The following is a 23,857-nucleotide window of genomic DNA, read 5'->3' as shown; positions in this document are numbered from 1 at the left end:
ATTGGAATGCCTTCCCCTGTAGGAGTGAGCCTGCTCGCGATCGGCGGCCAAAAAGCCGCCACCTGACGATCTGTTAGCTGGTTTTACGGAATACAAACGCCAGACCGACAATGATCAACAGCATCCCCAGCACACTCAATGCTGCCAGGCGATTGCCGAAAATCAGATAGTCCATCACTGCCGTCACCGCAGGCACCAGGTAAAACAGGCTGGTGACGTTCACCAGATTGCCTCGCGCGATCAGTCGATACAGCAACAGCGTCGCCAGCACCGACACCACCAGCCCCATCCACAACACCGGCACGATAAAACCTGTGCTGTGTTCAAAGTGGAATGGCTGAAACGGCACGAAAATCCCGCACAACAACAGCCCCGCCAGATACTGCACTGGCAGCGTGCCGAGCGGATTGTCGGTGATGCGCTTCTGCATGATCGAGCCCAGCGTCATGCTCGCCAGCGCCAGCAGACCAAACAGCATTCCCGCCCAGGACATCCCGGCCAGACCGATGCCCTGGTAAACCACCATGATCAGCCCCGCCAATCCCAAGCCCAGACCGAACATCCGGCTCGCGGAGCGCTGCCGCTCCATCAAGACCACGGTGAGAATCGGCTGCACGCCCATGATGGTCGCCATCACCCCCGGGGTGACTTTAGTGTTGAGCGCCAGCAGATAGAAAATCTGATAAGCCCCCAACAACACCACGCCGGTGGCGATCGCATAAAGCATTGGTTTGCCGCCCTTGGGCAACTTCAGCTTGAGCAACGGCGCCAACAGCAGAAGCCCGCACAGGGCGATCACAAAGCGAATCAACAGAAAGGCAAACGGCGAAGCGTGGGCCAACCCCCATTTGGAGAAGATCGCTCCACTGCTCCACAGCAAAACGAACAGGCTCGTGGACGCGGCCGCGAGCGCGGATTTTTTCGACAGGACAAACATGAATACCACCTGTAGTCAGGCAAGAAGCCAACTCAGCCGAAGCTGAAATTCAGTAGGTTTTTCTGGCGGGCGGCAGGACTCAGCAGAAAGTGCTGATCAGCCCGAAACGCCAACGCCCGGCGGTGATACGACTGCGCACACCGGCGTGCTACTGACAGGTGGGGGGTAATGACTGATCTGCTTGGGCTGCTGATCCGCGCACGGCACGACGCCAGCGTTGACCGCTGAATCGACTACCGCGTTGATGAGGGATGCAGGCATTTGCGCAGATCTTTTTTGAAGGGTTGGAGGGTGAGGCATACGACTCACGTGCGCCGACTATAACCATCGGGCGACATGGATTGCAATGATTTGGGCAAAGGACCGGCAGGGACAGTTGACCGCAAGGTGAATAGGCTGGATCGCAATTGCGACACCCACCATCGAGGACAAGGAATGCACGGGATCACATGCCAAGGGAACGGACGTATTTGCGCTACCAGGTTTACAAATCACAGGCCAGGAAACAGGCTGGGGTTACTTTCGCAAAGCTGCACAAAGACTTGTTGCAGCAGGGGATAGTAGATGTTGATCACTCCAGAGTTCGTTTCGAAGCAATCGATGCTCAAGCGCTGAGTGCCTATGAAGAATGGTTCGATCCTCATTTCTCTTGGCAAGATGTAGTCAGGTGGAAGGCTAAAGAACCACTTAGCTTCGATTTGGCAATCTGGTTTGATCAGGAGTTATGCGGACTTTGCTTTGCAAACCCTAATCAGAGCCGGTTGCGAGTGAAAATTGTGCGTCTGGAAGGAAAGCCCGATAACGATCACCCTCTCAAAAGCCGAGTTGCGACATGCTTTGACCGCACGTGACTCACTTCGCGCGAATTATCGGCAGTACCCAAATTGAAATTCAGGAACCTCTCCCTGGGGTGATGTCCCTGTACCGGCAACTGGGTTTTGAATTCGATTCGGAGGGTAGGCTTGTGAAGCTGATTTGGTAAGACTAGTATCGGGCAACTGCTCATTTAATGATCAACGCCGGAGGCACCATGAAGGCTGCCATTGAAAAAAGGCGCCAGGCGCCAGATCGATAAAGGCTGATAGAAAACGCTCTTCTGGAAAGTTGTCTGAACGGGAGTTGCACCGAATCAGAGAAGCATTGGTGAATCCAGCAGCGGAAGAGCCAGGAGGCGTCCTCGCTGGCGCCTCATTCACCTTCTCTTCATAAAAAAAACCGCTCACAAGGAGCGGTTTTTTATTGCCTGATCCAGCTTCAGCCAAACAGCCAATATCCCAACAACGTCAACACCACCACGGCCAGCACCGGCCGCATCACGCGGTAAGCCTTCGGATGACGGCGCTTCCACTGTTTGACCACGCCACTGAACTTGTCGCTGAAGTTCTTGCTCCAGGCGTAGGCCTGGTTAATCCCGCCGACGCGTTCGTCGTCAAGGTTCTGCGGTGCGGTGGCACGCCCGAGCCAGGCGCTGATCGCGCGATTAATGCGGGTCATGAGGCGATTGCTCAGCGGACGTTCAACGTCGCAGAACAGAATCACACGGGTTTGGTCGGTTTCATTCTTGACCCAGTGCACATAGGTCTCGTCGAACATCACATCCTCACCGTCACGCCAGGCGTAAACCTGACCGTCGACGAAAATCCGGCAGTCGTCGGAGTTCGGCGTCGACAAGCCGAGGTGATAACGCAGCGAGCCGGCGAACGGATCGCGGTGCGGGTTGAGGTGGCTGCCACCCGGCAACAACGCAAACATCGCACCTTTGACGTTGGGAATCGCACTGACCAGCGCCACGGTTTTCGGGCACAGGGTTTCAGCCGATGGCAACGGTTTGTCGTACCACTTGAGGTAGAAACGCTTCCAGCCTTTCTTGAAAAACGAGCCGAAACCGGCGTCGTTGTTCTTTTCCGCCGCGCGAATATAGCCCTCATCGAACAAATGCATGGCTTCGTCGCGAATGGTTTCCCAGTTGTCGCGCAGTACATCCAGCTCCGGGAATTTGCTGCGATCCAGATACGGCTTGGACGGTACGCCGGAGAACAGGTACATCAGGGCGTTGTACGGGGCGAACAGCGCCGAGTGATTGACGAACTGGCGCAGAACCGGCAAACGCGCTTTGCCGCGCAAATGCACATAGAGGATGCTGCCCACAAACAGCAGCAGCACCGACACCTTGGCGGCTAACGAAAAGCTCATCAACGACTCCTTGAATAAAGACAACGCTGCGCAATGCCATTTTACCCGGCATGGCAGCCGGCCATGATAAACACTACCGGCGCCGGGCAAAACCCGCCTTACACAAGATTCAGTGTTAAGAATTGCGCAACAAAGCATTTATTAGCATAACGATCCTGAACCCTGGCTGACCTGAATCAACTGGATTACTGCTGAGTCTCCTGCTCAGTGAACAAATCGCTGAACAGCATGCTCGACAGATAACGTTCGCCAGAGTCAGGCAGAATCACGACGATGGTCTTGCCCTGCATCTCCGGCGTCTCGGCCAGACGCACCGCTACCGCCATCGCCGCACCGCAGGAGATACCGCACAAAATCCCCTCTTCCTGCATCAAGCGCAGGGCCATGGCCTTGGACTCTTCGTCGGTGACCTGCTCGACCCGGTCGACCATCGACAGATCCAGATTCTTTGGCACAAAGCCGGCTCCGATCCCTTGAATCTTGTGCGGGCTCGGTTTGATCTCTTCACCCGCCAACGCCTGGGTGATCACCGGCGACGACATCGGCTCCACCGCCACCGAAAGGATCGGCTTGCCCTGCGTGTTCTTGATATACCGCGAGACGCCGGTGATGGTTCCGCCGGTGCCGACGCCGGCGACCAGTACATCGACGGCACCGTCGGTGTCGTTCCAGATTTCCGGACCGGTGGTCTTTTCGTGGATGGCCGGGTTGGCCGGGTTATCGAACTGCGCCGGCATGAAATATTTGTCGGCATCGCTGGCGACGATTTCGGCAGCCTTCTCGATAGCCCCCTTCATGCCCTTGGCCGGCTCGGTCAACACCAGCTCGGCGCCCAAGGCCTTGAGAACCTTGCGACGCTCGATGCTCATCGAGGCCGGCATGGTCAGCATCAATTTGTACCCACGAGCAGCAGCCACAAAGGCCAGACCGATGCCGGTATTCCCCGATGTCGGCTCGACAATGGTCATGCCAGGCTTGAGTTTGCCGCTGCTTTCGGCGTCCCAGATCATGTTGGCGCCGATCCGGCACTTGACCGAATAACCGGGGTTGCGCCCTTCGATCTTGGCCAGAATGGTCACGCCACGCGGCGCGATGCGGTTGATCTGCACCAGCGGCGTATTACCGATGGAATGGGCGTTGTCAGCGAAAATACGGCTCATGGCTGGGTCCTTATGCAGCATTGAATTCAGCGCCCAAGGTATGCCTGTTGCCCTTCGCAGTCCAGTCAGGGCGAACGTCTGCAACAGCCAGTAGTCAATCGCTTTACATCGTTCGGGAATTGCCACCATGAAGCGTCGTTACAGCTGGCCCTTGTGGACTTTCGCAGGAATCGTTGTGCTGCTGATCGCGCTGCACATCGCCCTGCCTTATATGGTGCGCGATTACCTCAACGGTAAACTGGCGGACATGGGTGACTATCGGGGCCAGATCACTGATGTCGATCTGGCCCTATGGCGCGGCGCCTACAAGATCAATGGGCTGAAGATCGTCAAGGTCGACGGCAAGGTACCGGTACCATTCGTCAACGCACCGCTGATCGACCTGGCGGTCAGCTGGCATTCGCTGTGGTATGACCATGCTGTGGTCGCGCAGGTGAAGTTCTTCAATCCAGAAATCAATTTCGTCGATGGCGGCGCCAACAAACAGAATTCCCAGACCGGTCAAGGTACTGACTGGCGTGCGCAACTGGGCAAATTGTTGCCGATCACTCTCGACGAAGTGCAGATTCAAGACGGCAAGATCAGTTTCCGCAATTTCAACTCCAAACCGCCGGTAAACATGAACGCGACCAATGTCGACGCGAGCATCTACAACCTCACCAACGTGGTCGACAAACAGGGCAAACGCGACGCCCGCTTCGAAGGCAAGGCCCTGTTGCTAGGCCATGCGCCGCTGGAAACCACCGCAACATTCGACCCGCTAAGCAATTTCGAAGACTTCGAATTCCGTCTGCGCGCCAAGGACATCGAACTCAAAAGCATGAACGACTTCGCCTCGGCGTACGGCAAGTTCGACTTTAACGCCGGCCACGGTGATGTAGTGATCGAGGCCAAAGCCAAAAAAGCCCAGGTCAACGGCTATATCAAACCGCTGCTGCGCGACGTCGAAGTGTTCAACTGGCAGCAGGACGTGGAAAACAAGAACAAGAGCATCTTCCGCTCGGTCTGGGAGGCGCTGGTGGGCGGCACGGAAACCGTGCTGAAGAATCAGGCGAAAAACCAGTTCGCCACCAAGGTCGAGCTCAGCGGTAACGTGCATCAGCAAAACATCAGCGCGTTCGAAGCGTTTCTGCAGATTTTGCGTAATGGTTTCGTACAGGCATTCAATGCCCGCTATGAACGGCCTAAGCCGGATGCGGGTTAGAGTTCATTTCTGGAAAAGCATCCAGATATAGAGTATCGGCGCCAATCTGAATATCCGGGGCCGGCCATTCAACGGTCCAACCTTTATCGCCCAAGATGGCAGTCGCAAAGACTTGGGGATCAAGCAATGGCTGCAACTGCTTACACGTTTGAATATCTCGACTCAAATCGAGTGTCAACGCTCGACCATCAACAAAGTCCAGTGCAAGCTGGCAATCAGAAAGTGCAGTAACTGCCGCCAAGCGTGGTCGTTTCATGGATAGCATCAATTCAGCGCCTCCAGGCACATGGGGACTGCTTCGCAGCCCAGCGGGAGCAAGCTCCCTCGCCACAGATTCAGTGGACATCCTGAAGGCTATCGCCAAATCAACGAGGCCTGAATACTGGCCAAGCGCCGAGACTGAGTCAACATGTGACGCCCCATTCAGAGACTGAATAAGCCGTCTGCGTTCACAGTCGACCGGGCTGCGCGTTATAGTCGGGCATCCGATTATTTCGCCCCCGCCCTGCCCGCCAGGTCGGCGTTACCGTTCGAGGATTAGCAGATGAAGTTCGAAGGCACCCAGGCCTACGTCGCCACCGATGACCTGAAGCTGGCGGTCAACGCCGCCATCACCCTGGAGCGACCGCTGCTGGTCAAGGGCGAACCAGGCACCGGCAAGACCATGCTCGCCGAGCAACTGGCCGAATCGTTCGGCGCCAAGTTGATCACCTGGCACATCAAGTCCACCACCAAGGCTCATCAGGGCCTCTACGAATACGATGCGGTCAGCCGTCTGCGCGACTCGCAACTGGGCAACGAAAAAGTCCACGATGTGCGTAACTATTTGAAGAAAGGCAAGCTCTGGGAGGCTTTCGAGTCCGAAGAGCGGGTCATTCTGCTGATCGACGAGATCGACAAGGCCGATATCGAGTTCCCCAACGACTTGCTGCAAGAACTCGACAAGATGGAGTTCTACGTTTACGAGATCGACGAGACCATCAAGGCGAAGAAGCGTCCGATCATCATCATTACCTCCAACAACGAAAAAGAGCTGCCGGACGCCTTCCTGCGCCGTTGCTTCTTCCATTACATCGCCTTCCCCGACCGCACCACCCTGCAGAAAATCGTCGACGTGCATTACCCGGACATCAAGAAAGATCTGGTCAGCGAAGCGCTGGACGTGTTCTTCGATGTGCGCAAGGTGCCGGGCCTGAAGAAGAAGCCGTCAACTTCGGAACTGGTCGACTGGCTGAAGCTGCTGATGGCCGACAACATCGGCGAAGCGGTGCTGCGCGAACGCGATCCGACCAAAGCCATTCCGCCGCTGGCCGGTGCGTTGGTCAAGAACGAGCAGGACGTGCAACTGCTTGAGCGGCTGGCGTTCATGAGCCGTCGCGGCACCCGCTAAGAGGCTGATGCCATGTTGCTCAACCTGTTCAATGAAATGCGTGCAGCCAAGGTGCCGGTGTCGGTGCGTGAGCTGCTCGACCTGATCAACGCGCTGAAACAGCGCGTGACCTTCGCCGACATGGACGAGTTCTATTACTTGTCACGGGCGATTCTGGTGAAGGACGAACGCCATTTCGACAAGTTCGACCGTGCGTTCGGCGCCTACTTCAATGGCCTGGAAAAGCTCGACGACCACTTGCAGGCACTGATTCCCGAAGACTGGCTGCGCAAGGAGTTCGAGCGTTCGCTGAGCGACGAAGAACGCGCACAGATCCAGTCCCTCGGTGGTCTGGACAAGCTGATCGAAGAGTTCAAGAAGCGTCTGGAGGAACAGAAGGAACGCCACGCTGGCGGCAACAAATGGATCGGCACCGGTGGCACCAGCCCATTTGGCTCCGGTGGTTTCAACCCGGAAGGTATTCGGGTCGGCGATGCCGGCAAGCGCCAGGGCAAAGCCGTGAAAGTCTGGGATCAGCGCGAGTACAAGAACCTCGACGATTCGGTGGAACTCGGCACGCGCAATATCAAAGTCGCCCTGCGCCGCTTGCGTAAATTCGCCCGTCAGGGCGCCGCGGAAGAACTCGATATCGACGGCACCATCGACCACACCGCCAAGGACGCCGGTCTGCTGAACATCCAGATGCGCCCCGAGCGCCGCAACACGGTGAAGCTGTTGCTGCTGTTCGACATCGGCGGTTCGATGGACGCCCATGTGAAGATCTGCGAAGAGTTGTTCTCGGCCTGCAAGACCGAGTTCAAGCATCTGGAGTACTTCTACTTCCACAATTTCGTTTACGAATCGGTGTGGAAGAACAACATGCGCCGCACGTCAGAGCGCACGTCGACCCAGGATCTGCTGCACAAGTACGGCGCCGACTATAAGGTGATCTTCATCGGTGACGCCGCCATGGCACCGTATGAAATCACCCAGGCTGGCGGCAGTGTCGAGCACTGGAACGAAGAGCCGGGCTACGTCTGGATGCAGCGCTTCATGGAGAAGTACAAGAAGCTCATCTGGATCAACCCGTATCCAAAAGATACCTGGGGCTATACCTCATCGACCAACATCGTGCGGGATCTGATCGAGGATCAGATGTATCCGTTGACGTTGCGCGGGCTTGAGGAAGGGATGCGGTTTTTGTCCAAATAAGGTCCTGAAGGTAAATACTGAAAGGCAAACCGTATGAAAGCGGCTGCCTTTCAGGCTTGCGGATTTACCAACCTGTCGCGAGATAAGACTTGCAGAGCCGGTCCATGAAGGAGGTGTCTTGAATCGCCGGTCCGACAGTAGCCGTTTGTTGCCCGCGGCGTTTTTTCTTCCCCTTGGTGACAACTTTCGCCCCACCATTTTCCAGCGCTACCCTGCGATTTTTTTCAATGTCCGTTTCAGGAATCAGGGTCATTTCATTCTTCAATTCGCCCTCAGGGGTCAGAATGCGAAACCTCACGCCTTTCGCCTCTGCACCCGCGCTGGCCTCCACGGCAATCAGCTCAATGGCATTGCAACTCACCTCTGTACGGTGATTCCAGGTAAACATACGCATCATGTCGATGGTTGCGTTGGACATGAATGTCTCGATGCGCGCCACGATATCCTGATCAGCGGCGTGTTCGCCGTTCAGTCGCTGCACATTGTAGAAATGGTCAACGCTGGCCTGATAAACAGGCACGCTGCCCACGCCATCATAAAACCCGACAATGTGCCCATCGACACCGCTCGCGCACTCGCCCTCTGACTGAGCCATTACTTTCAAATAACGCATCTGGAACTTCCTTGTAAAAGATGAAGACCGATAGTTCCACACCCCCTCGCCAAGTGATGTAGGGCGACTTACCCATGCACGCGGAATCGTCTCGGTCTTCAGTCCGAATAACGGACAATTACAAGTAGGACTTCAGATAGTCGAGATGAGCTTGCCATGCCCGCTCTTGCATGACGGGCGTAAACCGAACCCTGTCGCCCGGCAGACACTGCGCCAACCGTGCCAGCGCCAGCGGCGTCAATGCTCCCAAGCGTGGATAACCACCGATGGTCTGACGATCATTGAGCAGCACGATCGGTTGCCCGTCCGGCGGCACCTGCACCGCGCCGAGTGGAATCCCTTCGGAAATCATCGGCTGCCCCTGATAGTGCAAGGCGCTGCCCAACAAGCGAATGCCCATGCGATCAGCGCGACTGTCCAGCGCCCAAGCCGTGTTGAACACATCAAACAGACTCTGCCCGCTGAACTGGCCGATCTGTGCGCCGAGCACAAGATCCAGCGGCGCATTCGATTGCAAATCCGACCGTAACGCCAACGGCACTTCGCGAAGTGACACCGATTCACCGCGATAACTCAGCGCCGCCCCTTTGGCCAGCGGCAAGCCCAGGCCATCCAGACCACCGAGTTCTTCACGTACAACCGTGGCGCTACTGCCCAACACCTGCGGCGCATCGAAACCACCGGGCGCTGCCAGGTAAGCCCGGGCACCCAGCAACGGCTGAGTGAGTTGCAACTTCTGCCCTTTACCCAATTTGAAACTGCGCCACGGCGCCAGCGGCTGCCCGTCAATCTGTGCGCCAAGATCTGCGCCGGCCAACGCCAGCCAACAAGCCTCCTCGGCCACCACGGCAAAACCGCCGAGGGTGATTTCGATCACCGTTGCATCGAGATTATTGCCCAGCAACCAGTTGGCCCAGCTCATCGAACACCAATCCGCCGCACCGCCCTGGGTGACGCCCAAGTGCCGCACGCCAAACCGTCCCGCGTCCTGCCACAGGCACAGCGGGGTACTCGCCTCAATCGTCAGTCGGCTCATGCCAGTGCCTCCAGTGGTGTGTCGTCGCCGCCCAGATTGATGAACTCGGCGTGACTGACCGCTTCGAATCGCACCGTGTCGCCCGGTTGCATCAGGCTGTAGCCGTCGCGATTGCGGTCAAACAGTTTCGCCGGAGTACGGCCGATCAGATTCCAGCCACCGGGGGATACCACCGGGTAAGCCGCCGTTTGCCGTTCGGCAATGCCGACGCTACCCGCCGCGACTTTCTTGCGCGGCGTGCTCAAGCGCGGCGCCGCCAGAATCTCTTCGACCAGCCCCATAAAGGCGAACCCCGGGGCGAAACCGAGAGCGAACACCTGATACTCCCGCGCACTGTGACGCCGGATTACCTCCGCCACCGCCAGGCCGCTGCGCTCGGCGAGCAAACTCAACTCAGGGCCGACGCTCAAGTCGTACCAGACCGGCAGCACATGGCATTGGCTGGCGGTTTGCGCATTCGGAGACAGGTCGATCAACGCTTCGGCGATCAATTCCCGCGCCTGACTCGGACTCAGTGCAGTCAAATCGTAATGCACCATCAACGTCGTATACGACGGCACGAGATCGATCAGCTGCGCACCGAACACCGAACGCAAACGCTCACTGGCAGCGAGCATCCACGGCATGTTGGCTTCGGCGATTTCATCGAACAGACGCAGCATCAGGCAATCCAGTGCCACCACTTCAATCCTTGGGTTCATAAGGCACGCTGCTGATTCAAGGCCTCGCGAATGCGCTGTACGGCGGCTACCGAACTGGCGTTGTCGCCGTGCACGCAGAGGGTATTGGCGTGCAGGCACAAAGCGCTGCCGTCGCTGGCGCTGAGGTTGTCGCCACGGGCGATGGTCAGGGCTTGCTCGATGATTTTCTCGGGGGCGTGATGCACCGCGCCCGGCAGTTGTCGTGAGACCAGTTTGCCGGCGCTGTCGTAAGCGCGGTCAGCGAAGGCTTCGAACCACAACGTCACGCCGTACTCATCGCCAATCTGCTGCGCAGCGCAGTTGTCGCGAGTGGCCATCAACATCAACGGCAGGCTGCGGTCGTAAGCGGCTACCGCCTGAATCACCGCACGCAATTGCGCCGGGTTGGCCATCATGTCGTTGTACATCGCGCCGTGAGGTTTGACGTAGCTGACGCGCCCGCCCTGGGCTTTGCAAATGCCGTCAAGGGCGCCGATCTGGTAATGCAGGATGTCTTGCAGCTCCTGTGCCGAATAGACCATGGAGCGGCGGCCAAAACCGACCAGATCCTGATAGGCCGGGTGTGCGCCAATCTGCACGCCATGGCTCAACGCCAGGCTGACGGTCTTGCGCATGATGCTCGGGTCGCCGGCATGGAAGCCGCAGGCCACGTTGGCGCAATCGATGAAGGGCATGACCTCGGCGTCCAGACCCATGGTCCAGCTGCCGAAGCTCTCGCCAATGTCGCAATTCAATAGCAGGCGGCTCACGGTGAACACTCCTGTAGGTGCTTGCTTTTCTATCCGTAGGACAAATGCCCGTTGGGCACTGCCCTCGCAGGTTATCAGTTACTGCGCATCGAGTTGCTTGCCACGGGTTTCCGGGAGGCTCAATGCCGCGATAATCACCACGCCGTACGACACCGCCGCAAAGGCGCCAATGCCTACGCTCAACGGCACCTTCTGGCTCAGCAGACCGATCAGCAGCGGAAACAAAGCGGCCAGTGCCCGACCGATGTTGTAGCAAAAGCCCTGCCCCGAACCGCGAATTCGCGTAGGAAACAACTCCGTCAGAAACGCGCCCATACCGCTGAAAATCCCTGAAGCAAAGAAGCCCAACGGGAAGCCCAGCCACAGCATCACGCCGTTGCTGACCGGCAGTTGCGTGTAGAGCAGAACGATGGTGAACGAGCCGACCGCGAAGAGGATGAAGTTCTTTTTGCGCCCCAGCAGGTCAGTCAAATAAGCGCTGATTACGTAACCGACGTAGGAGCCGACAATCACCATGGCCAGATAGCCGCCGGTGCCGAGTACGCTCAAGCCGCGTTCGTTTTTCAGAAAGGTCGGCAGCCAGGAAGTGATCGCGTAATAGCCACCCAGCGCGCCAGTGGTCAGCAGTGAAGCGCGGAACGTGGTGAAGAGCATGCCCGGGGCGAAGATCTCGTAGAACTTCGACTGAGTCTCCGGCGTTTGTTGGGCCTTGGCCTCGCGATAGATCTCCGGATCCTTCACCAGTCGACGGACGAAAATCACGAAAATCGCCGGCACGATGCCAAGGATGAACAGCGCCCGCCAGGCATCTTCCGGCGGTAACACCGAGAACAGCAGCGCATACAGAATCGCCGTCAGTCCCCAGCCCAGTGCCCAACCGGATTGCACCATGCCCACCGCTTTACCCCGGTCCTTGGCGCGGATCACTTCGCCGATCAGTACCGCGCCAGCCGTCCATTCGCCGCCGAAACCGAAGCCCATCAAGGTGCGAGCGATCAGCAGTTGTTCGTAGTTTTGCGCGAAGCCGCAGAGGAAGGTGAAGAAAGCGAACCACAGCACCGTCAGTTGCAGGGTGCGCACACGACCGATGCGGTCAGAGAGAATTCCGGCAACCCAGCCGCCAATGGCCGAGGCGATCAAGGTACTGGTGTGAATCAGCCCGGCCTCGCCGGTGGTGATGCCCCACATCGCAATCAGCGTCGGTACGACGAAGCTGAGCATCTGCGTGTCCATGCCGTCCAGCCCGTAGCCGATCTTGCAGCTCCAGAACGTGCGGCGCTCCTGCTGGTTGATGTTGCGATACCAGTCGAACGGCCCCGGACGCGCCGTTGCCTTGGGGACTTCTAGGGTGTCGGGAGCACGCATGGCTTATCTCCGCAGGTTTTTTATTGGTCTTGTTCGTAGCCCCGACGACGCCTATCGTGGGGACCGGATGCGTCGATTTTTCGTCTCGCGGCCCTGCTGCGTCCAACGAATAAAAACCCGCCTTAGCCATAAGAAAAATTTGTCACCCGAGCCTTGCCCATGAACCTGAAGTTTCTCGAGACCTTTGTCTGGGTCGCCCGCCTGAAGAGTTTTCGCCTGACCGCCGACAAGCTGTTCACCACCCAGGCGTCGATTTCCAGCCGCATCGCTGTGCTGGAAGGTGAGCTGGGGGTGAAGCTGTTTTTGCGCGACTCACGCGGTGTCAGCCTGACGCCCGAAGGCCTGAAAGTGCTGGAGTACGCCGAGCAGATGCTCGGCACCATGTCAGCACTTAAACAGTCGATCGAGACCCGGTCGAGCAAGGTCGGCCGGGTGCGCATCGGCGTGATGGACACGGTGATCCACACCTGGCTCAGCCCATTGGTAGCGCAGATGACCGACCTGTATCCACGGGTGGAAATCGAGCTGGTGGCGGATACTTCGCTGAACCTCTGCGATCAGTTGCAAAAAGGCTTTCTCGATATCGTTCTGCAAACCGATCTGATCCGCCATGAAAGCGTGCGCAGTCTGGAGCTGGCCAGCCATCCGCTCGGCTGGATTGTCGCCAGTAATTCGATCTACAACCGCGACTACGCCGACCTTGCCGAACTGGCGCAGGAACGGATCATTACCTACTCGAAAAACTCCCGACCGCATCAGGACCTGCTGGCGTTGATGCAGGCTAATGGCGTATCGGCGCCACGTTTGAATTGCGTGAATTCGGTGTCGGCGATTACCCGGTTATTGCGTGATGGATTTGGAATTGGTGTGCTGCCACCGGTGCTGGTGGCTGAGGAACTGGCGCAGGGGGAATTGACGTTGTTGGCCATTGATCAACGGCCACCGAACTTGCAGGTGGTGGTGTCGTGGCGGGTGGGCGTTGAGTGGGTCGAGGAGATTGTGACGTTGTGTCAGCAGGTGCTGGAGGGGTATGCGATCAAGGTGGGCACTGACTACATCGCCCTGACACCATGATCGTTCCAACGCTTCGCGTGGGAATGCAGCCCGGGACGCTCCGCGTCCCTTCCAAAAGCCGAACGCGGAGCGTCCGTTGAAGCATTCCCACGCAGAGCGTGGGAACGATCATCAGAGGCCGCGCACGTCGCGGTCTTCGATCGGTCGGCTCTGGCGCAGACGTCGGCCACCGAGCACGACCCAATCGATCAAGCGGAACAGGCACTCAATCCCGAACGACAGCAGCAACGCGCCGCTCATGCCCCAGATCATCGCTTCCGGGGTCAGCAGGATCTGGTAGCTGTAGCCGTTCCAGGTTTCCTTGCGAATGTCCGGGTCGGCTGCCAGCACCACTTGCAGGAAGCGGATATACCACGGCCCTTGCATCGCCTGGAACTGCTTGTCCAGCGCGATCTGACGGCTGAGTAAAGTGCTCAGGCTGTCGGCATCGCTGCGAAACACAGGGTCTTCACTGGCGCGGTAATGCGCGACCAACGCCTGCATATCACCCTTGAAAAACTGCTCGGCGGTGCCCTGAAAACCGCGCAGGCCCGTCTGCGCTTCAATCAGGTGCGCCTCGACGCGCTTCGCGTAATCGTTAATGAACCCCGGCACCTGGACACCGATCAACAGGCCCGCCGCAAACAACACCAGCCGTACATAACTGAGCAACATGGGGTGCAATCCTTTATTCGGTCTTGCCTTGGCTTACGCATTCGCCGCGTCGCCACAGGCTCCATTGGCCCGGTTCGTAGCGGGTCCAGGTTTCGTTTTCGGTCAAAGGCTCGGTGGCGATCACCGTGACCACGTCGTTGGGCGTGGTTTCTGCCTGAAAATCGACGATGACGTCGACATCCTTCAGACGCGCCGGGCCGAACGGTGCGCGGCGGGTGATCTGTGCGAGTTTGGTCGAGCAATAGCAGAACAGCCAGTCGCCATCGCTGAGCAGGCAGTTGAACACGCCTTTGCTGCGGTATTCGGCGCAGGCGGCAACCAGATCAGGGAGCAGCGCTTCTATATCGACCGGCTCCGGAAAAGCTGCACGCACGCGGTTGAGCAAATCGCAGAATGCCGCTTCGCTGTCGGTATCGCCGACCGGGCGATAGAAACTTTTGATCGGAGTGAAATCGGCGAGCTGGCCGTTGTGCGCAAAGCACCAGTTGCGTCCCCACAATTCGCGGACGAACGGGTGGGTGTTGGACAGGCAGACCTTGCCGACGTTGGCCTGGCGAATGTGGCCGATGACCACTTCGCTCTTGATCGGATAACGCTGCACCAGGTTGGCGACTTCAGACTCGCAACTCGCAGCCGGGTCCTGAAACAGGCGCAAGCCACGACCTTCATAGAAGGCAATGCCCCAGCCGTCGCGGTGCGGGCCGGTGCGCCCGCCGCGCTGCATCAGGCCGGTGAAGCTGAACACGATATCGGTCGGCACGTTGGCACTCATGCCCAGTAATTCACACATGTGCGGACTCTCGGGTTACAGGCGCGGCTCGACCCGCATGCGCTGCGGATTATTCGGCAGAGGTGGACGGCCATAACGGTCATCGCCGGCGCCGCCAAACGGTTGATCGTCATCGCGATCATCGGCGCGAGCGGCGGCTTTGGCGGCTTCGGACTGTTCACGACGCGCACGGGAAGCACGTTCGATCGGGAAACGGATCGCCACGAAAATCAGGTAGATAGCGAAAGCGATCATGCCATACATGAACAGATCGGAAATCGCCCGCCAGGCGTTGTTGCCGACCTTGAAAGCCAGGTCCAGCGCGGTGATGGCAATGGACGGCGCAACCTTGGCTTTCACCGGATCAATGATGGTCGGGCTGAACAGCAACACCGCCATCAGCACGCGCAGCGGCTCGCGCAACCAGCGCCACATCCAGGTAGTCAGGCGCATCCATACCAACAGGCAGCCCACAGCGGCAAAGGCGTAGAGGCCCCAGGCGATCAGATAGTCGTTCTCGGTCATGGTGTCCATGGCAAGGCAGGCAAAGAGGCGCTTATAGTAACGACTTTTCGCCCGTGCGGCTTGTCCCAATACCAGACGGCCAGCAGTAAACCCTGTGGGAGCGAGCTTGCTCGCGAAAGCGGTGGGTCAGTGAAACAAATGTCATCTGACACGACGCCTTCGCGAGCAAGCTCGCTCCCACATGGGTCTGCGGCGGTTTCAAGATCCGCGAAAAACCTTTATTCCGAATATTGTCCGAGAGCCTTTCATGTCCGAATCCGCCAACGCCAACAGTGCCCCGATCGCCCACAAGGCCGCCGGTGCCGACCCGTATGCCTGGCTGCAGGAGCGCGACACCGACGCGGTGCTCGATTACCTCAAGGCCGAAAACTCATACCAAGAGGCGCAAACCGCCGATCAGGCCGAGTTGCGTGAAACCCTGTTCGAAGAGATCAAGGGCCGGATTCTTGAAACCGACCTGTCCCGGCCCTCGCCTTGGGGCCCGTATCTGTATTACACGCGCACCACAGCGGGCGACGAATACGCCCGGCACTATCGCTGCCCGCGTCCGGCGGACGACAGCCTGAGCCTCGACGAAAGCCGCGAACAATTGCTGCTCGATCCGAATGTGCTGGCCAACGGCGGGTTCTTCTCGCTTGGCGCGTTCAGCATCAGCCCTGATCACCAGCGTCTGGCCTACAGCGTCGACGCCTCGGGCGATGAGATCTACACACTGTTCGTCAAGGAACTGGCCAACGACAAGGTCAGCGAACTGGAATTCGAAGACTGCGACGGCAGCATGACCTGGGCCAATGACAGCCTGACCCTGTTTTTCGGCGTGCTCGACGACACCCATCGTCCGCACAAGCTGTTCCGCTATCGCCTCGACGGCACGGCTGCCGAAGAGGTATTCCACGAGCCGGACGGGCGTTTCTTCCTGCATTGCTACCGTTCCAGTTCCGAGCAGCAATTGCTGTTGTCGCTGGGCAGCAAGACCACCAGCGAAGTCTGGGCGCTCGACGCCAATCAGCCGCACCAGCCCTTCACCTGCCTGGCGCCACGGGTCGAAGATCATGAATATGACGTCGATCACGGCCTGCTCGATGGCGTGTGGACATGGTTTATCCGCACCAACCGTGACGGCATCAACTACGCCCTGTATCACGCTCCGGACAGCGGCATCGCGCCGACCGAAGCCGACTGGCAAAACCTGATCCCCCACAGCGACACGGTGATGCTCGATGGCGTCAGCCTCAACACCAAGGCCATGACGCTGAGCCTGCGCGAGGGTGGCCTGCCGATCATCGAGGTTCACCCGCAGGGTCTGGCGCCGTATCGCGTGCAACTGCCGGATGCGGCCTACAGCCTGTATGTGCAAAACAGCCTGGAGTTCGAGAGCGACCGTATTCGTCTGCGCTACGAGGCGTTGAATCGTCCGGCGCAAGTGCGCCAGTTGATCTTGGCGAGCGGCGAGCAAACAGTTTTGAAAGAAACCCCGGTGCTCGGCCCGTTTGACGCCGATACCTACGTCAGTCAGCGGCTGTGGGCGACTGCGCCAGACGGTACGCAAGTGCCGATCAGTCTGGTGATGAAACGCGAAATGGTCGGCAAAGCGGTGCCGCTGTATCTGTATGGTTACGGCGCTTACGGTTCGAGCCTTGATCCGTGGTTCTCTCACGCCCGCCTGAGCCTTCTGGATCGCGGCATGGCCTTCGCCATTGCTCACGTGCGCGGCGGCGGTGAATTGGGCGAGGCCTGGTATCGCGCGGGCAAGCAGGAACACAAGCACAACACCTTCAGCGACTTCATTGCCTGCGCCGAATTTCTGATCCTTAACGGCATCACCACCGCTGAGAAACTGGCGATCAGTGGCGGCAGCGCGGGTGGTTTGCTGATTGGCGCGGTGCTCAACCAGCGTCCGGATCTGTTCGGTGTGGCGATTGCCGAAGTGCCGTTCGTCGACGTGCTCAACACCATGCTCGACCCGGAACTGCCGCTGACCGTCACCGAGTACGACGAGTGGGGTAACCCAGAGGAGCCGGAGGTTTACGAGCGGATCAAGGCTTACGCGCCGTACGAAAACGTCAGTGCGCAGGATTATCCGGCGACGCTGGTGATCGCCGGCTACAACGACAGCCGCGTGCAGTACTGGGAAGCGGCCAAGTGGGTGGCGAAATTGCGCGCGACCAAGACCGACAACAATGTGCTGCTGCTCAAGACCGAATTGGGCGCCGGGCATGGCGGGATGAGCGGGCGTTATCAGGGATTACGTGACGTAGCACTCGAATACGCATTTGTTTTCAAGGTTTTGGGCCTGGCCTGAGGAACTCCGTCGGTCACTTGGGTCTTAATTGCAGACCCAAGAGGCCGATACGCCCAAGATCCCTTTGTGGGAGCGAGCCTGCTCGCGAATGCGACCAGTCATCCACATCGTCGGTGACTGACACTACGCTTTCGCGAGCAGGCTCGCTCCCACAGGGGCGGTGTACAGCCTTGAAAATGTAAAACAAAAAGACCGTGACGACATGTCAGAACCGACCTTCCTGAACAACGAAATCCGAGACTGGCTGATGGACTGCGGCCTGTTCGATCAATTGCAGCTGGCCGACTTTGCGGCCGCTTCCGGCTATTTCAGCATCAGCACCGTGGCTGAGGGCGAGGCGATTTTCCGTGAGGGCGATGCCGGCAGCTTCATGTGCATCCTCCACACCGGCCAGGTCGCCGTACAGAAAACCGGGCCCGATGGTCAGGTGATCACCATGGCCACCCTGCGCAGCGGTCGGGCCTTCGGCGAAATGGCCGTGCTCGATGGCGAACGACGTTCGGCCACCTGCATCGCGGCGAGCAACTGCCAGTTGCTCAACCTGGGCAAAGACTCGCTGGAAAAAATGCTCAACGACGCGCCGAAGATCGCCGCGAAGATCATCCGCGCCCTCGCCGTCTCGCTGTCGAAACGCCTGCGCATGGCCGACGGCCAACTGGCGGCGCAGCAGGTTTAACCGCCGGGGGTTTTCGCCTTGGTGCCGGTCGGTTCGATACCCGGAACCGGCTGATCCTTGCTCGGCGGGCTGGGCATTTCGATCGGCACCAGCGGTGGGCTGCCGCTGCCGGCGCCCGACTTGGGAATGTTGATCGGCGTGATCGGCGGATACGGCGTCGGCGTTGCGGTTCCGGGCGAGCCGGGTTGCGGCGCCGGGCTGACCGGAATGGCCTGTTGTGCCTGCACTGCAGTAATCGTGAGCGCGGCCAGGGCAATGACCGTTAGAATGGTGCGCTTCATCAAGGGCTCCGTTTGGCCTCTAGTCTGCGCTCAGGCTACTCCCAACGGGCCTGCTTGCCTTCCCCCTTGTAGAGATTTCCATGAAACGTTTCGTTCTGCTCGACACCACCCCGATCCCTGAAAGCGGCGGTGCCCTGTGCCTGTTCGAGTATGGCGAGGACTTCGTCATCAAGATCCAGGGCGGCGACGGCGGGCAATTGATGAACACGCGCATGCACGGTTCCGAAGATGCGCTGGCGGAAATTCCGTGCCGCAAGGTCGCTGGCCGGCCGGATTCGCGGGTGCTGATCGGCGGTCTGGGCATGGGTTTCACCCTCGCCTCGGCGCTCAAGCATCTGGGCAAGACTGCCGAAGTGGTGGTCGCGGAACTGGTGCCCGGCGTGGTCGAGTGGAACCGTGGCCCGCTCGGCGAGAAGTCCGGCCGCCCGCTGCTCGATCCGCGCACGGTGATCCGTCAGGAAGACGTGGCCAAGGTGCTGCAAAGCGAGCCGAACGGTTTCGACGCGATCATGCTCGATGTCGATAACGGCCCCGAAGGCCTGACCCAGAAAGCCAACAGCTGGCTGTACTCCGCCGCCGGTCTGAATGCCTGCGCCAAAGCCCTGCGCCCGAAAGGCGTGCTCGCCGTGTGGTCGGCCAGCGCCGATCGGCTGTTTTCCGACAAATTGAAGAAGGCCGGTTTCAAGGCCGAAGAAGTACAGGTCTTCGCCCACGGCAACAAGGGCACGCGCCACACGATCTGGATTGCCGAGAAGCTCAAGGGCTGAGCTAAACTCTGCGCATAACCGTCATTAGTCTTTTACAAAGGTGAACCCATGAGTTCGTCCACCCCAACCAACACGTCGAAGCTGGACCGCATCCTCGCCGACAACCAGCGCGACAAGGAAATGGGCTACCGCGACAAGGCCCTGAAGATGTACCCGCACGTCTGTGGCCGCTGCACCCGTGAGTTTTCCGGCAAGCGCCTGAGCGAACTGACCGTGCACCACCGCGACCACAACCACGACAACAACCCGCAGGACGGCTCGAACTGGGAATTGTTGTGCCTGTATTGCCACGACAACGAACACTCGCGCTATACCGATCAGCAGTATTTCAGCGAAGGCTCGCTGAGCACGCCGAAGATTGCCAAGGCAACGCACAACCCGTTTGCCGCGTTGGCCGGGTTGATGAAGAAAGAAGATTAAAGATCTTTTTTGGCCGTTAAGGCCCCATCGCGAGCAGGCTCACTCCTACATTTTGGAATGCGTTCCCCTGTAGGAGTGAGCCTGCTCGCGATAGCGATCTCCCGAACACCGCAAATCTTGAATCTGCCCGCCCTCCCCCAATCCCCGTATAATCGCGCTCTTTTTCCCGAAGGCATCCCGCTCGTGGCAGACAAACGGTACAGCTGCATTGGTTTGTATAACCCCAAATCACCGGAGAACGTCGGTTCGGTGATGCGCGCCGCAGGCTGCTATGGCGCGGCGTCGGTGTTCTACACCGGCAAGCGTTATGAACGCGCTGCCGACTTCGTCACTGACACCAAACGCGTGCACTACGACATCCCGCTGATCGGCATCGACGATCTGAAAAAGATCCTCCCGCTCAACTGCGTGCCCGTCGCCGTGGAACTCGTTGAGGGCGCCCGCCCGCTGCCGGAATACACTCACCCGGATCGCGCCCTGTACATCTTCGGCCCCGAAGACGGCTCGCTGGATAAAGAGATCCGCGACTGGTGCGAAGACGTCGTGTACATCCCGACCACCGGCTGCATGAACCTCGCCGCGACAGTCAACGTCGTGCTCTACGACCGCATGGCCAAGGGCTTGAACACCCGCTCCGGGCCAAAATTCCGCTGAAGCGTCGCACATCCGATGGAACAAGCTGACCGCTCTGGCAGTCAGCTTGTTTATCGATTACTCATTGCCTGGAGAAAGATCATGACCGAACTCAAACGCGTCGAACGTATCGAATCCACCCCGTTCCAGAGTCGTTCCGAGCAGAACGTCGAAGGCTGGGAACGCATCGGCTCTCTCGCGGGCGGCGTGATCATGGTTGGCAAGGGCTTGCGCCGTGGCGGTGTGTTCGGCTTGATTCAGGTGGCGATTGGCGGCGTGGCAATGGCGCGCGGGATTACCGGGCACAGTTCGGTGAAAAGCCTGATCGAGAAGAGTCGTCAGGACATGAACAATGTGCGGGCGAAGATCGAGCGGGCCGGAGAAGAGCTGAGCAAACTCAAGGCCAATGCCGAGGCAGCGACCCGTACTGCCACCGTGACCGGCAATGATTCGGTTAAATCGCCGAAAGCCGGGGTTTGATCGAATATTTGCGGTGGGGTTAAAGGCCCCATCGCGAGCAGGCTCACTCCTACATCTGGAATGCGTTCCCTTGTGGGAGCGAGCCTGCTCGCGATAGCGGTATTACTGTAGCAACGCGGTATCAAGGACTTTGGAGGACTCACCGAGAACGCTCTCCGCCAGTTGCACAAACTCCTTGGTGCTCACCGTCCCCAGATGCATCGCCCCACGCAACACATCATCCAGCGAGCGCTTGTTGCGCGTCTTCAAACGAATCTCGCCGTCCAGTTCCTGCAACAGCACCACGGCTTTCGCCACCTGCGCCGGGCTGATCTGCTCGCCGCGCAAGGTCGTGACTTTCTGGCTGTCCCTGGCCAGTTTCGCCTGCAAACTTTGATAACGCTCATCGCTCATGCCACCGGCGCGGCGCACCAGTTCGATCGCGTAATACTCGGCAAAGCCTTCGCTGATCCAGTCACTGCGCTGCTCGTCGCTGATGCGCCCGAACACCTGCGCCAGTTCACGCACCAAAGCGCTGCTGCCGTTTTCGCTGACCAGCGGTAATCGTGTGTTCAGGTAGATGGATTCATGCGCACCGAGGCTGCCGCGCCACATCGGGTCGTTGGCGCCGACAATCAATAGTTTGACCGGATGGCGTGGATAAACCGCCTGCACCTGCGGCCAGACGAACGTCAGCAACGTCAGCACATCCATACGGCGCATGCCCTGTCCTTGCGGCGAGGCCACGGTGACTTCGGTTTCGCCCAAACGTGTGCGGCGGCTGCCGAGGTGGCCGGCGAGCATCCAGCCGGTCGGACGGTCGAACAGGCGCGAGGGATTGTCGATGCGGAATTTGTTTTTGCCGATGCGTGGCCACGCGGTCTCGACGCTTTTCCAACCATCAGGCAATTCGAATTGCAGACGCGCGACCAGTTCGGTGCCGTCCTGCTGATCGAGTTTGGCCGGTGGCACCAGCTCATCACCGCGCATCAACGCCCAGTTCGGGGTCATGCGCGTGTCGAAGCTGCCGTTCTTGCGGCCGTGGCTGATGCGTACGCGATAGGTCAGGCTGGACTTTTCGCTGGCGGGGCGCCAGACCCCGCGCGCCTGTTTGCCCGGGCTCAGCAGCCACTGGCCGTCAGCCTTGAAGTCGCTGTAATGGCTGCCGTCGCCAAGATCGAAATCGAGACTGCGCACCGCTTCGCCCTTGGCCAACGTCAGACGTACTTCGGCCTGATCGCTCTGTGGCAACAGGCGCACGTGATAATCCAGATCGATTTTCTTCGCTGCCCAGACCGGTGCGCTCAACGCCAGCAGCGCAATCATCAACGCTTGCGGCAATCCGACAGCCATACTCACTCCTTGGTAAAGCTTGAATCAGCTGGTGTTTAACCTGCGCGGAAAATCAGGTGATCTTCCCAGTCATCTTCCGGCACGCTTCCTTCGGCAAGCATGCGCCCGGATTGGGAGATCCGTTCATGGTGCACCGCGTCGCGGTCGCCGCACACCAAGTGGTGCCACAACGGCAAATCCTTGCCCTCGCTGACCAGTCGATACCCGCAGGTCGGCGGCAGCCATTTGAACTCTTCGGCCTGGCCCGGGGTGAGCTGGATGCAGTCCGGGACAAACTTGATGCGGTTCGGGTAATCGCTGCACTGGCAGGTGTTCAGGTCCAGCAATTTACAGGCGATGCGCGTGTAATAAACGCTGTTGTCTTCTTCATCCTCGAGTTTCTGCAGGCAGCACAGACCACAGCCGTCGCACAGCGATTCCCATTCCTGGTGATCCAGTTGATCGAGGGTTTTGCGTATCCAGAACGGTTCGACTTCGGCGGCCATGGCTCAAGCATCAACATCAGGTGGTGAAAAGGCCGCCAGTCTAGTGCTCAAGACCTTGCGGGCCAAGCGTTGGCGACTGCCGGTTGCGCGGGACTTGTCAGTTTTTGTGGCGGCGCGTAGCTTTGCCAGTCGCAAGGAGCCTTGCCCGCAAGCCATTAACGCTCGACCACGTTGCATTGCGGTGAACCCTCAGGCTCGGAAAACCCCATCGTTCAGCGCAACTGATCCCGCCGGGTTTTCATTCAAATCCCTGACTCAAACGTAGCAAGGAATCTCTCGATGAGTGCCAACCCTCGCGTTGCCGATTACGCCATTCACCCGCAATTCACCGACCGCTGGTCGCCACGCGCCTTCACCGGCGAAGCGATCCCGGAAGAAACCCTGCTGAGCTTCTTCGAAGCCGCACGCTGGGCGCCCTCGGCGTACAACTCGCAACCTTGGCGCTTCCTCTATGCGCGTCGAGATACACCGAACTGGGAGCGTTATCTGGGACTGCTCAATGAATTCAACCGTAGCTGGGCGCAGCATGCATCGGCGCTGGTGATCGTGATTTCGAAAACCACGTTTACTGCACCGGGTGCGACGGAAGAAACCCCGGCGTTGTGGCACACCTTCGACACGGGTTCGGCATGGGGCCATCTGGCGCTGCAAGCGAGCCTCAGCGGCTGGCACACCCATGGCATGGCCGGTTTCGATCAGGAACTGACGCGCAAGGAGCTGAATATTCCTGAAGGTTACGCGCTGCACGCGGCCGTGGCAGTGGGCAAACTCGGTGACAAGGCAACGCTGGCTGAATACCTGCAGGCTCGTGAAGAGCCGAGCCCGCGCCGTCCGCTGAACGAACTGGCGGCGGAAGGCGACTTCACCCTCTAAGCCATAGCGCAAAACAACTGTAGGAGTGAGCCTGCCTCGCGAAAGCG

General features: G+C 59.0%; 27 protein-coding genes and 1 pseudogene. 12 read left to right on the top strand and 16 right to left on the bottom strand.

The features are described 5' to 3' along the window. Window positions 1-73: 73 nt before the first annotated feature. Together ACZ0A4_RS02270 and ACZ0A4_RS02265 are read right to left on the bottom strand one after the other, a co-directional pair. Window positions 74-937 (bottom strand): DMT family transporter, encoded by an 864-nt coding sequence (locus tag ACZ0A4_RS02270; RefSeq protein ID WP_463572897.1) that lies wholly within the window; start codon window positions 935-937, stop codon window positions 74-76. Window positions 938-1,033: 96 nt separating this feature from the next. Beyond that, the gene (locus ACZ0A4_RS02265) at window positions 1,034-1,198 is read right to left on the bottom strand and encodes a hypothetical protein (RefSeq protein ID WP_171057299.1); all 165 of its coding nucleotides are present in this window, start codon (window positions 1,196-1,198) and stop codon (window positions 1,034-1,036) included. A gap of 188 nt (window positions 1,199-1,386) precedes the next feature. Between ACZ0A4_RS02265 and ACZ0A4_RS02260 the strand changes: the two are divergent. Continuing rightward, window positions 1,387-1,919: pseudogene (locus tag ACZ0A4_RS02260) on the top strand (hypothetical protein). Window positions 1,920-2,191: 272 nt separating this feature from the next. Here the strand turns inward: ACZ0A4_RS02260 and ACZ0A4_RS02255 are convergent. Next, window positions 2,192-3,130, bottom strand: a complete 939-nt coding sequence (locus ACZ0A4_RS02255; RefSeq protein ID WP_463572896.1) for an aspartyl/asparaginyl beta-hydroxylase domain-containing protein — start codon at window positions 3,128-3,130, stop codon at window positions 2,192-2,194. A 185-nt stretch (window positions 3,131-3,315) separates the two neighbouring features. Beyond that, window positions 3,316-4,290, bottom strand: coding sequence for a cysteine synthase A (cysK, locus tag ACZ0A4_RS02250; protein WP_007911289.1), 975 nt, complete (start codon window positions 4,288-4,290; stop codon window positions 3,316-3,318). Between the two features lie 127 nt (window positions 4,291-4,417). Here cysK and ACZ0A4_RS02245 point away from each other — a divergent pair, with 127 nt between their 5' ends. Further along, window positions 4,418-5,494 carry an AsmA family protein gene (locus ACZ0A4_RS02245; protein WP_463572895.1) on the top strand — a complete coding sequence of 359 codons (1,077 nt, stop codon included), beginning with the start codon at window positions 4,418-4,420 and terminating at the stop codon, window positions 5,492-5,494. Here the strand turns inward: ACZ0A4_RS02245 and ACZ0A4_RS02240 are convergent. Next, window positions 5,475-5,750 carry a DUF2442 domain-containing protein gene (locus tag ACZ0A4_RS02240; RefSeq protein ID WP_463572894.1) on the bottom strand — a complete coding sequence of 92 codons (276 nt, stop codon included), beginning with the start codon at window positions 5,748-5,750 and terminating at the stop codon, window positions 5,475-5,477. The genes ACZ0A4_RS02245 and ACZ0A4_RS02240 overlap by 20 nt on opposite strands. 288 nt (window positions 5,751-6,038) lie before the next feature. On the opposite strand from ACZ0A4_RS02240, the gene ACZ0A4_RS02235 reads away from it, so the two are divergent. Together ACZ0A4_RS02235 and ACZ0A4_RS02230 are read left to right on the top strand one after the other, a co-directional pair. After that, entirely contained in the window at window positions 6,039-6,884 is an 846-nt protein-coding gene (locus tag ACZ0A4_RS02235; RefSeq protein WP_007911294.1) for an AAA family ATPase, read from the top strand. 12 nt (window positions 6,885-6,896) lie between these two features. Then, window positions 6,897-8,075 (top strand): vWA domain-containing protein, encoded by a 1,179-nt coding sequence (locus tag ACZ0A4_RS02230; RefSeq protein WP_007911295.1) that lies wholly within the window; start codon window positions 6,897-6,899, stop codon window positions 8,073-8,075. A gap of 64 nt (window positions 8,076-8,139) precedes the next feature. Here the strand turns inward: ACZ0A4_RS02230 and ACZ0A4_RS02225 are convergent, their stop codons facing one another. The 5 genes from ACZ0A4_RS02225 to ACZ0A4_RS02205 form a co-directional block, all read right to left on the bottom strand. Next, window positions 8,140-8,688: a hypothetical protein gene (locus ACZ0A4_RS02225; protein WP_463572893.1), complete on the bottom strand. Its 549-nt coding sequence runs from the start codon at window positions 8,686-8,688 to the stop codon at window positions 8,140-8,142. A gap of 118 nt (window positions 8,689-8,806) precedes the next feature. Next, complete coding sequence (locus tag ACZ0A4_RS02220; protein WP_463572892.1) at window positions 8,807-9,724, bottom strand: 5-oxoprolinase subunit C family protein; 918 nt, start codon at window positions 9,722-9,724, stop codon at window positions 8,807-8,809. Next, window positions 9,721-10,425, bottom strand: a complete 705-nt coding sequence (gene pxpB / locus ACZ0A4_RS02215; protein WP_463572891.1) for a 5-oxoprolinase subunit PxpB — start codon at window positions 10,423-10,425, stop codon at window positions 9,721-9,723. Before pxpB ends, ACZ0A4_RS02220 begins: the two co-directional genes overlap by 4 nt. Next, entirely contained in the window at window positions 10,422-11,174 is a 753-nt protein-coding gene (locus tag ACZ0A4_RS02210; RefSeq protein ID WP_463572890.1) for a 5-oxoprolinase subunit PxpA, read from the bottom strand. Before ACZ0A4_RS02210 ends, pxpB begins: the two co-directional genes overlap by 4 nt. A 78-nt stretch (window positions 11,175-11,252) precedes the next feature. Then, window positions 11,253-12,539, bottom strand: coding sequence for an MFS transporter (locus ACZ0A4_RS02205; protein WP_034153180.1), 1,287 nt, complete (start codon window positions 12,537-12,539; stop codon window positions 11,253-11,255). Window positions 12,540-12,698: 159 nt separating this feature from the next. Here ACZ0A4_RS02205 and ACZ0A4_RS02200 point away from each other — a divergent pair, with 159 nt between their 5' ends. After that, entirely contained in the window at window positions 12,699-13,613 is a 915-nt protein-coding gene (locus tag ACZ0A4_RS02200; RefSeq protein WP_463572887.1) for a LysR family transcriptional regulator, read from the top strand. A 111-nt stretch (window positions 13,614-13,724) separates the two neighbouring features. On the opposite strand, the gene ACZ0A4_RS02195 is transcribed toward ACZ0A4_RS02200, so the two are convergent. From ACZ0A4_RS02195 to ACZ0A4_RS02185, 3 genes are read right to left on the bottom strand one after another with little or no spacing between them, the layout of a single operon-like run. Next, window positions 13,725-14,267: a DUF2937 family protein gene (locus ACZ0A4_RS02195; protein ID WP_007911321.1), complete on the bottom strand. Its 543-nt coding sequence runs from the start codon at window positions 14,265-14,267 to the stop codon at window positions 13,725-13,727. 13 nt (window positions 14,268-14,280) lie between these two features. Continuing rightward, a complete protein-coding gene (locus tag ACZ0A4_RS02190; protein WP_008085906.1) occupies window positions 14,281-15,057 on the bottom strand; it encodes a class II glutamine amidotransferase in 777 nt (258 codons plus the stop codon). Between the two features lie 15 nt (window positions 15,058-15,072). Further along, the gene (locus ACZ0A4_RS02185) at window positions 15,073-15,570 is read right to left on the bottom strand and encodes an MFS transporter (protein ID WP_463572886.1); all 498 of its coding nucleotides are present in this window, start codon (window positions 15,568-15,570) and stop codon (window positions 15,073-15,075) included. A 238-nt stretch (window positions 15,571-15,808) separates the two neighbouring features. On the opposite strand from ACZ0A4_RS02185, the gene ACZ0A4_RS02180 reads away from it, so the two are divergent. Both ACZ0A4_RS02180 and ACZ0A4_RS02175 read left to right on the top strand, forming a co-directional pair. After that, window positions 15,809-17,863, top strand: coding sequence for a S9 family peptidase (locus ACZ0A4_RS02180; RefSeq protein WP_463572884.1), 2,055 nt, complete (start codon window positions 15,809-15,811; stop codon window positions 17,861-17,863). Between the two features lie 202 nt (window positions 17,864-18,065). Then, a complete protein-coding gene (locus ACZ0A4_RS02175) occupies window positions 18,066-18,539 on the top strand; it encodes a Crp/Fnr family transcriptional regulator (RefSeq protein WP_008085900.1) in 474 nt (157 codons plus the stop codon). On the opposite strand, the gene ACZ0A4_RS02170 is transcribed toward ACZ0A4_RS02175, so the two are convergent. Continuing rightward, window positions 18,536-18,820 (bottom strand): hypothetical protein, encoded by a 285-nt coding sequence (locus tag ACZ0A4_RS02170; protein WP_463572883.1) that lies wholly within the window; start codon window positions 18,818-18,820, stop codon window positions 18,536-18,538. The two genes, ACZ0A4_RS02175 and ACZ0A4_RS02170, sit on opposite strands and share 4 nt — an antisense overlap. Window positions 18,821-18,900: 80 nt before the next feature. Here ACZ0A4_RS02170 and ACZ0A4_RS02165 point away from each other — a divergent pair, with 80 nt between their 5' ends. From ACZ0A4_RS02165 to ACZ0A4_RS02150, 4 genes are all read left to right on the top strand, one after another. Next, entirely contained in the window at window positions 18,901-19,587 is a 687-nt protein-coding gene (locus tag ACZ0A4_RS02165) for a spermidine synthase (RefSeq protein WP_007911335.1), read from the top strand. Window positions 19,588-19,635: 48 nt separating this feature from the next. Then, window positions 19,636-20,007, top strand: a complete 372-nt coding sequence (locus ACZ0A4_RS02160) for a YajD family HNH nuclease (protein WP_007911336.1) — start codon at window positions 19,636-19,638, stop codon at window positions 20,005-20,007. 183 nt (window positions 20,008-20,190) lie between these two features. After that, entirely contained in the window at window positions 20,191-20,661 is a 471-nt protein-coding gene (locus ACZ0A4_RS02155) for an RNA methyltransferase (RefSeq protein ID WP_141127943.1), read from the top strand. A gap of 81 nt (window positions 20,662-20,742) precedes the next feature. Further along, entirely contained in the window at window positions 20,743-21,120 is a 378-nt protein-coding gene (locus tag ACZ0A4_RS02150; protein WP_463572882.1) for a YgaP family membrane protein, read from the top strand. 102 nt (window positions 21,121-21,222) lie between these two features. Here the strand turns inward: ACZ0A4_RS02150 and ACZ0A4_RS02145 are convergent, their stop codons facing one another. Together ACZ0A4_RS02145 and ACZ0A4_RS02140 are read right to left on the bottom strand one after the other, a co-directional pair. Next, the gene (locus ACZ0A4_RS02145) at window positions 21,223-22,452 is read right to left on the bottom strand and encodes a hypothetical protein (protein WP_463572881.1); all 1,230 of its coding nucleotides are present in this window, start codon (window positions 22,450-22,452) and stop codon (window positions 21,223-21,225) included. 35 nt (window positions 22,453-22,487) lie between these two features. Beyond that, window positions 22,488-22,937 carry a YcgN family cysteine cluster protein gene (locus ACZ0A4_RS02140; protein WP_463572880.1) on the bottom strand — a complete coding sequence of 150 codons (450 nt, stop codon included), beginning with the start codon at window positions 22,935-22,937 and terminating at the stop codon, window positions 22,488-22,490. Between the two features lie 279 nt (window positions 22,938-23,216). Here ACZ0A4_RS02140 and ACZ0A4_RS02135 point away from each other — a divergent pair, with 279 nt between their 5' ends. Next, window positions 23,217-23,810 (top strand): nitroreductase family protein, encoded by a 594-nt coding sequence (locus ACZ0A4_RS02135; RefSeq protein ID WP_186622705.1) that lies wholly within the window; start codon window positions 23,217-23,219, stop codon window positions 23,808-23,810. Window positions 23,811-23,857 lie beyond the last annotated feature (47 nt).

The sequence above is a fragment of the Pseudomonas sp. AC172 genome (assembly GCF_979258595.1).
Note: the sequence above shows the minus strand (reverse complement) of the source record. Positions and strands in the feature narration are given on the sequence as shown.

What these genes read in the sequence shown, in the direction of transcription:
- ACZ0A4_RS02270 (WP_463572897.1), bottom strand. Translation starts at nt 937, where the DNA reads ATGTTTGTCCTGTCGAAAAAATCCGCGCTCGCGGCCGCGTCCACGAGC.
- ACZ0A4_RS02265 (WP_171057299.1), bottom strand. Translation starts at nt 1,198, where the DNA reads ATGCCTGCATCCCTCATCAACGCGGTAGTCGATTCAGCGGTCAACGCT.
- ACZ0A4_RS02255 (WP_463572896.1), bottom strand. Translation starts at nt 3,130, where the DNA reads ATGAGCTTTTCGTTAGCCGCCAAGGTGTCGGTGCTGCTGCTGTTTGTG.
- cysK (WP_007911289.1), bottom strand. Translation starts at nt 4,290, where the DNA reads ATGAGCCGTATTTTCGCTGACAACGCCCATTCCATCGGTAATACGCCG.
- ACZ0A4_RS02245 (WP_463572895.1), top strand. Translation starts at nt 4,418, where the DNA reads ATGAAGCGTCGTTACAGCTGGCCCTTGTGGACTTTCGCAGGAATCGTT.
- ACZ0A4_RS02240 (WP_463572894.1), bottom strand. Translation starts at nt 5,750, where the DNA reads ATGAAACGACCACGCTTGGCGGCAGTTACTGCACTTTCTGATTGCCAG.
- ACZ0A4_RS02235 (WP_007911294.1), top strand. Translation starts at nt 6,039, where the DNA reads ATGAAGTTCGAAGGCACCCAGGCCTACGTCGCCACCGATGACCTGAAG.
- ACZ0A4_RS02230 (WP_007911295.1), top strand. Translation starts at nt 6,897, where the DNA reads ATGTTGCTCAACCTGTTCAATGAAATGCGTGCAGCCAAGGTGCCGGTG.
- ACZ0A4_RS02225 (WP_463572893.1), bottom strand. Translation starts at nt 8,688, where the DNA reads ATGCGTTATTTGAAAGTAATGGCTCAGTCAGAGGGCGAGTGCGCGAGC.
- ACZ0A4_RS02220 (WP_463572892.1), bottom strand. Translation starts at nt 9,724, where the DNA reads ATGAGCCGACTGACGATTGAGGCGAGTACCCCGCTGTGCCTGTGGCAG.
- pxpB (WP_463572891.1), bottom strand. Translation starts at nt 10,425, where the DNA reads ATGAACCCAAGGATTGAAGTGGTGGCACTGGATTGCCTGATGCTGCGT.
- ACZ0A4_RS02205 (WP_034153180.1), bottom strand. Translation starts at nt 12,539, where the DNA reads ATGCGTGCTCCCGACACCCTAGAAGTCCCCAAGGCAACGGCGCGTCCG.
- ACZ0A4_RS02200 (WP_463572887.1), top strand. Translation starts at nt 12,699, where the DNA reads ATGAACCTGAAGTTTCTCGAGACCTTTGTCTGGGTCGCCCGCCTGAAG.
- ACZ0A4_RS02195 (WP_007911321.1), bottom strand. Translation starts at nt 14,267, where the DNA reads ATGTTGCTCAGTTATGTACGGCTGGTGTTGTTTGCGGCGGGCCTGTTG.
- ACZ0A4_RS02190 (WP_008085906.1), bottom strand. Translation starts at nt 15,057, where the DNA reads ATGTGTGAATTACTGGGCATGAGTGCCAACGTGCCGACCGATATCGTG.
- ACZ0A4_RS02185 (WP_463572886.1), bottom strand. Translation starts at nt 15,570, where the DNA reads ATGGACACCATGACCGAGAACGACTATCTGATCGCCTGGGGCCTCTAC.
- ACZ0A4_RS02180 (WP_463572884.1), top strand. Translation starts at nt 15,809, where the DNA reads ATGTCCGAATCCGCCAACGCCAACAGTGCCCCGATCGCCCACAAGGCC.
- ACZ0A4_RS02175 (WP_008085900.1), top strand. Translation starts at nt 18,066, where the DNA reads ATGTCAGAACCGACCTTCCTGAACAACGAAATCCGAGACTGGCTGATG.
- ACZ0A4_RS02170 (WP_463572883.1), bottom strand. Translation starts at nt 18,820, where the DNA reads ATGAAGCGCACCATTCTAACGGTCATTGCCCTGGCCGCGCTCACGATT.
- ACZ0A4_RS02165 (WP_007911335.1), top strand. Translation starts at nt 18,901, where the DNA reads ATGAAACGTTTCGTTCTGCTCGACACCACCCCGATCCCTGAAAGCGGC.
- ACZ0A4_RS02160 (WP_007911336.1), top strand. Translation starts at nt 19,636, where the DNA reads ATGAGTTCGTCCACCCCAACCAACACGTCGAAGCTGGACCGCATCCTC.
- ACZ0A4_RS02150 (WP_463572882.1), top strand. Translation starts at nt 20,743, where the DNA reads ATGACCGAACTCAAACGCGTCGAACGTATCGAATCCACCCCGTTCCAG.
- ACZ0A4_RS02145 (WP_463572881.1), bottom strand. Translation starts at nt 22,452, where the DNA reads ATGGCTGTCGGATTGCCGCAAGCGTTGATGATTGCGCTGCTGGCGTTG.
- ACZ0A4_RS02140 (WP_463572880.1), bottom strand. Translation starts at nt 22,937, where the DNA reads ATGGCCGCCGAAGTCGAACCGTTCTGGATACGCAAAACCCTCGATCAA.
- ACZ0A4_RS02135 (WP_186622705.1), top strand. Translation starts at nt 23,217, where the DNA reads ATGAGTGCCAACCCTCGCGTTGCCGATTACGCCATTCACCCGCAATTC.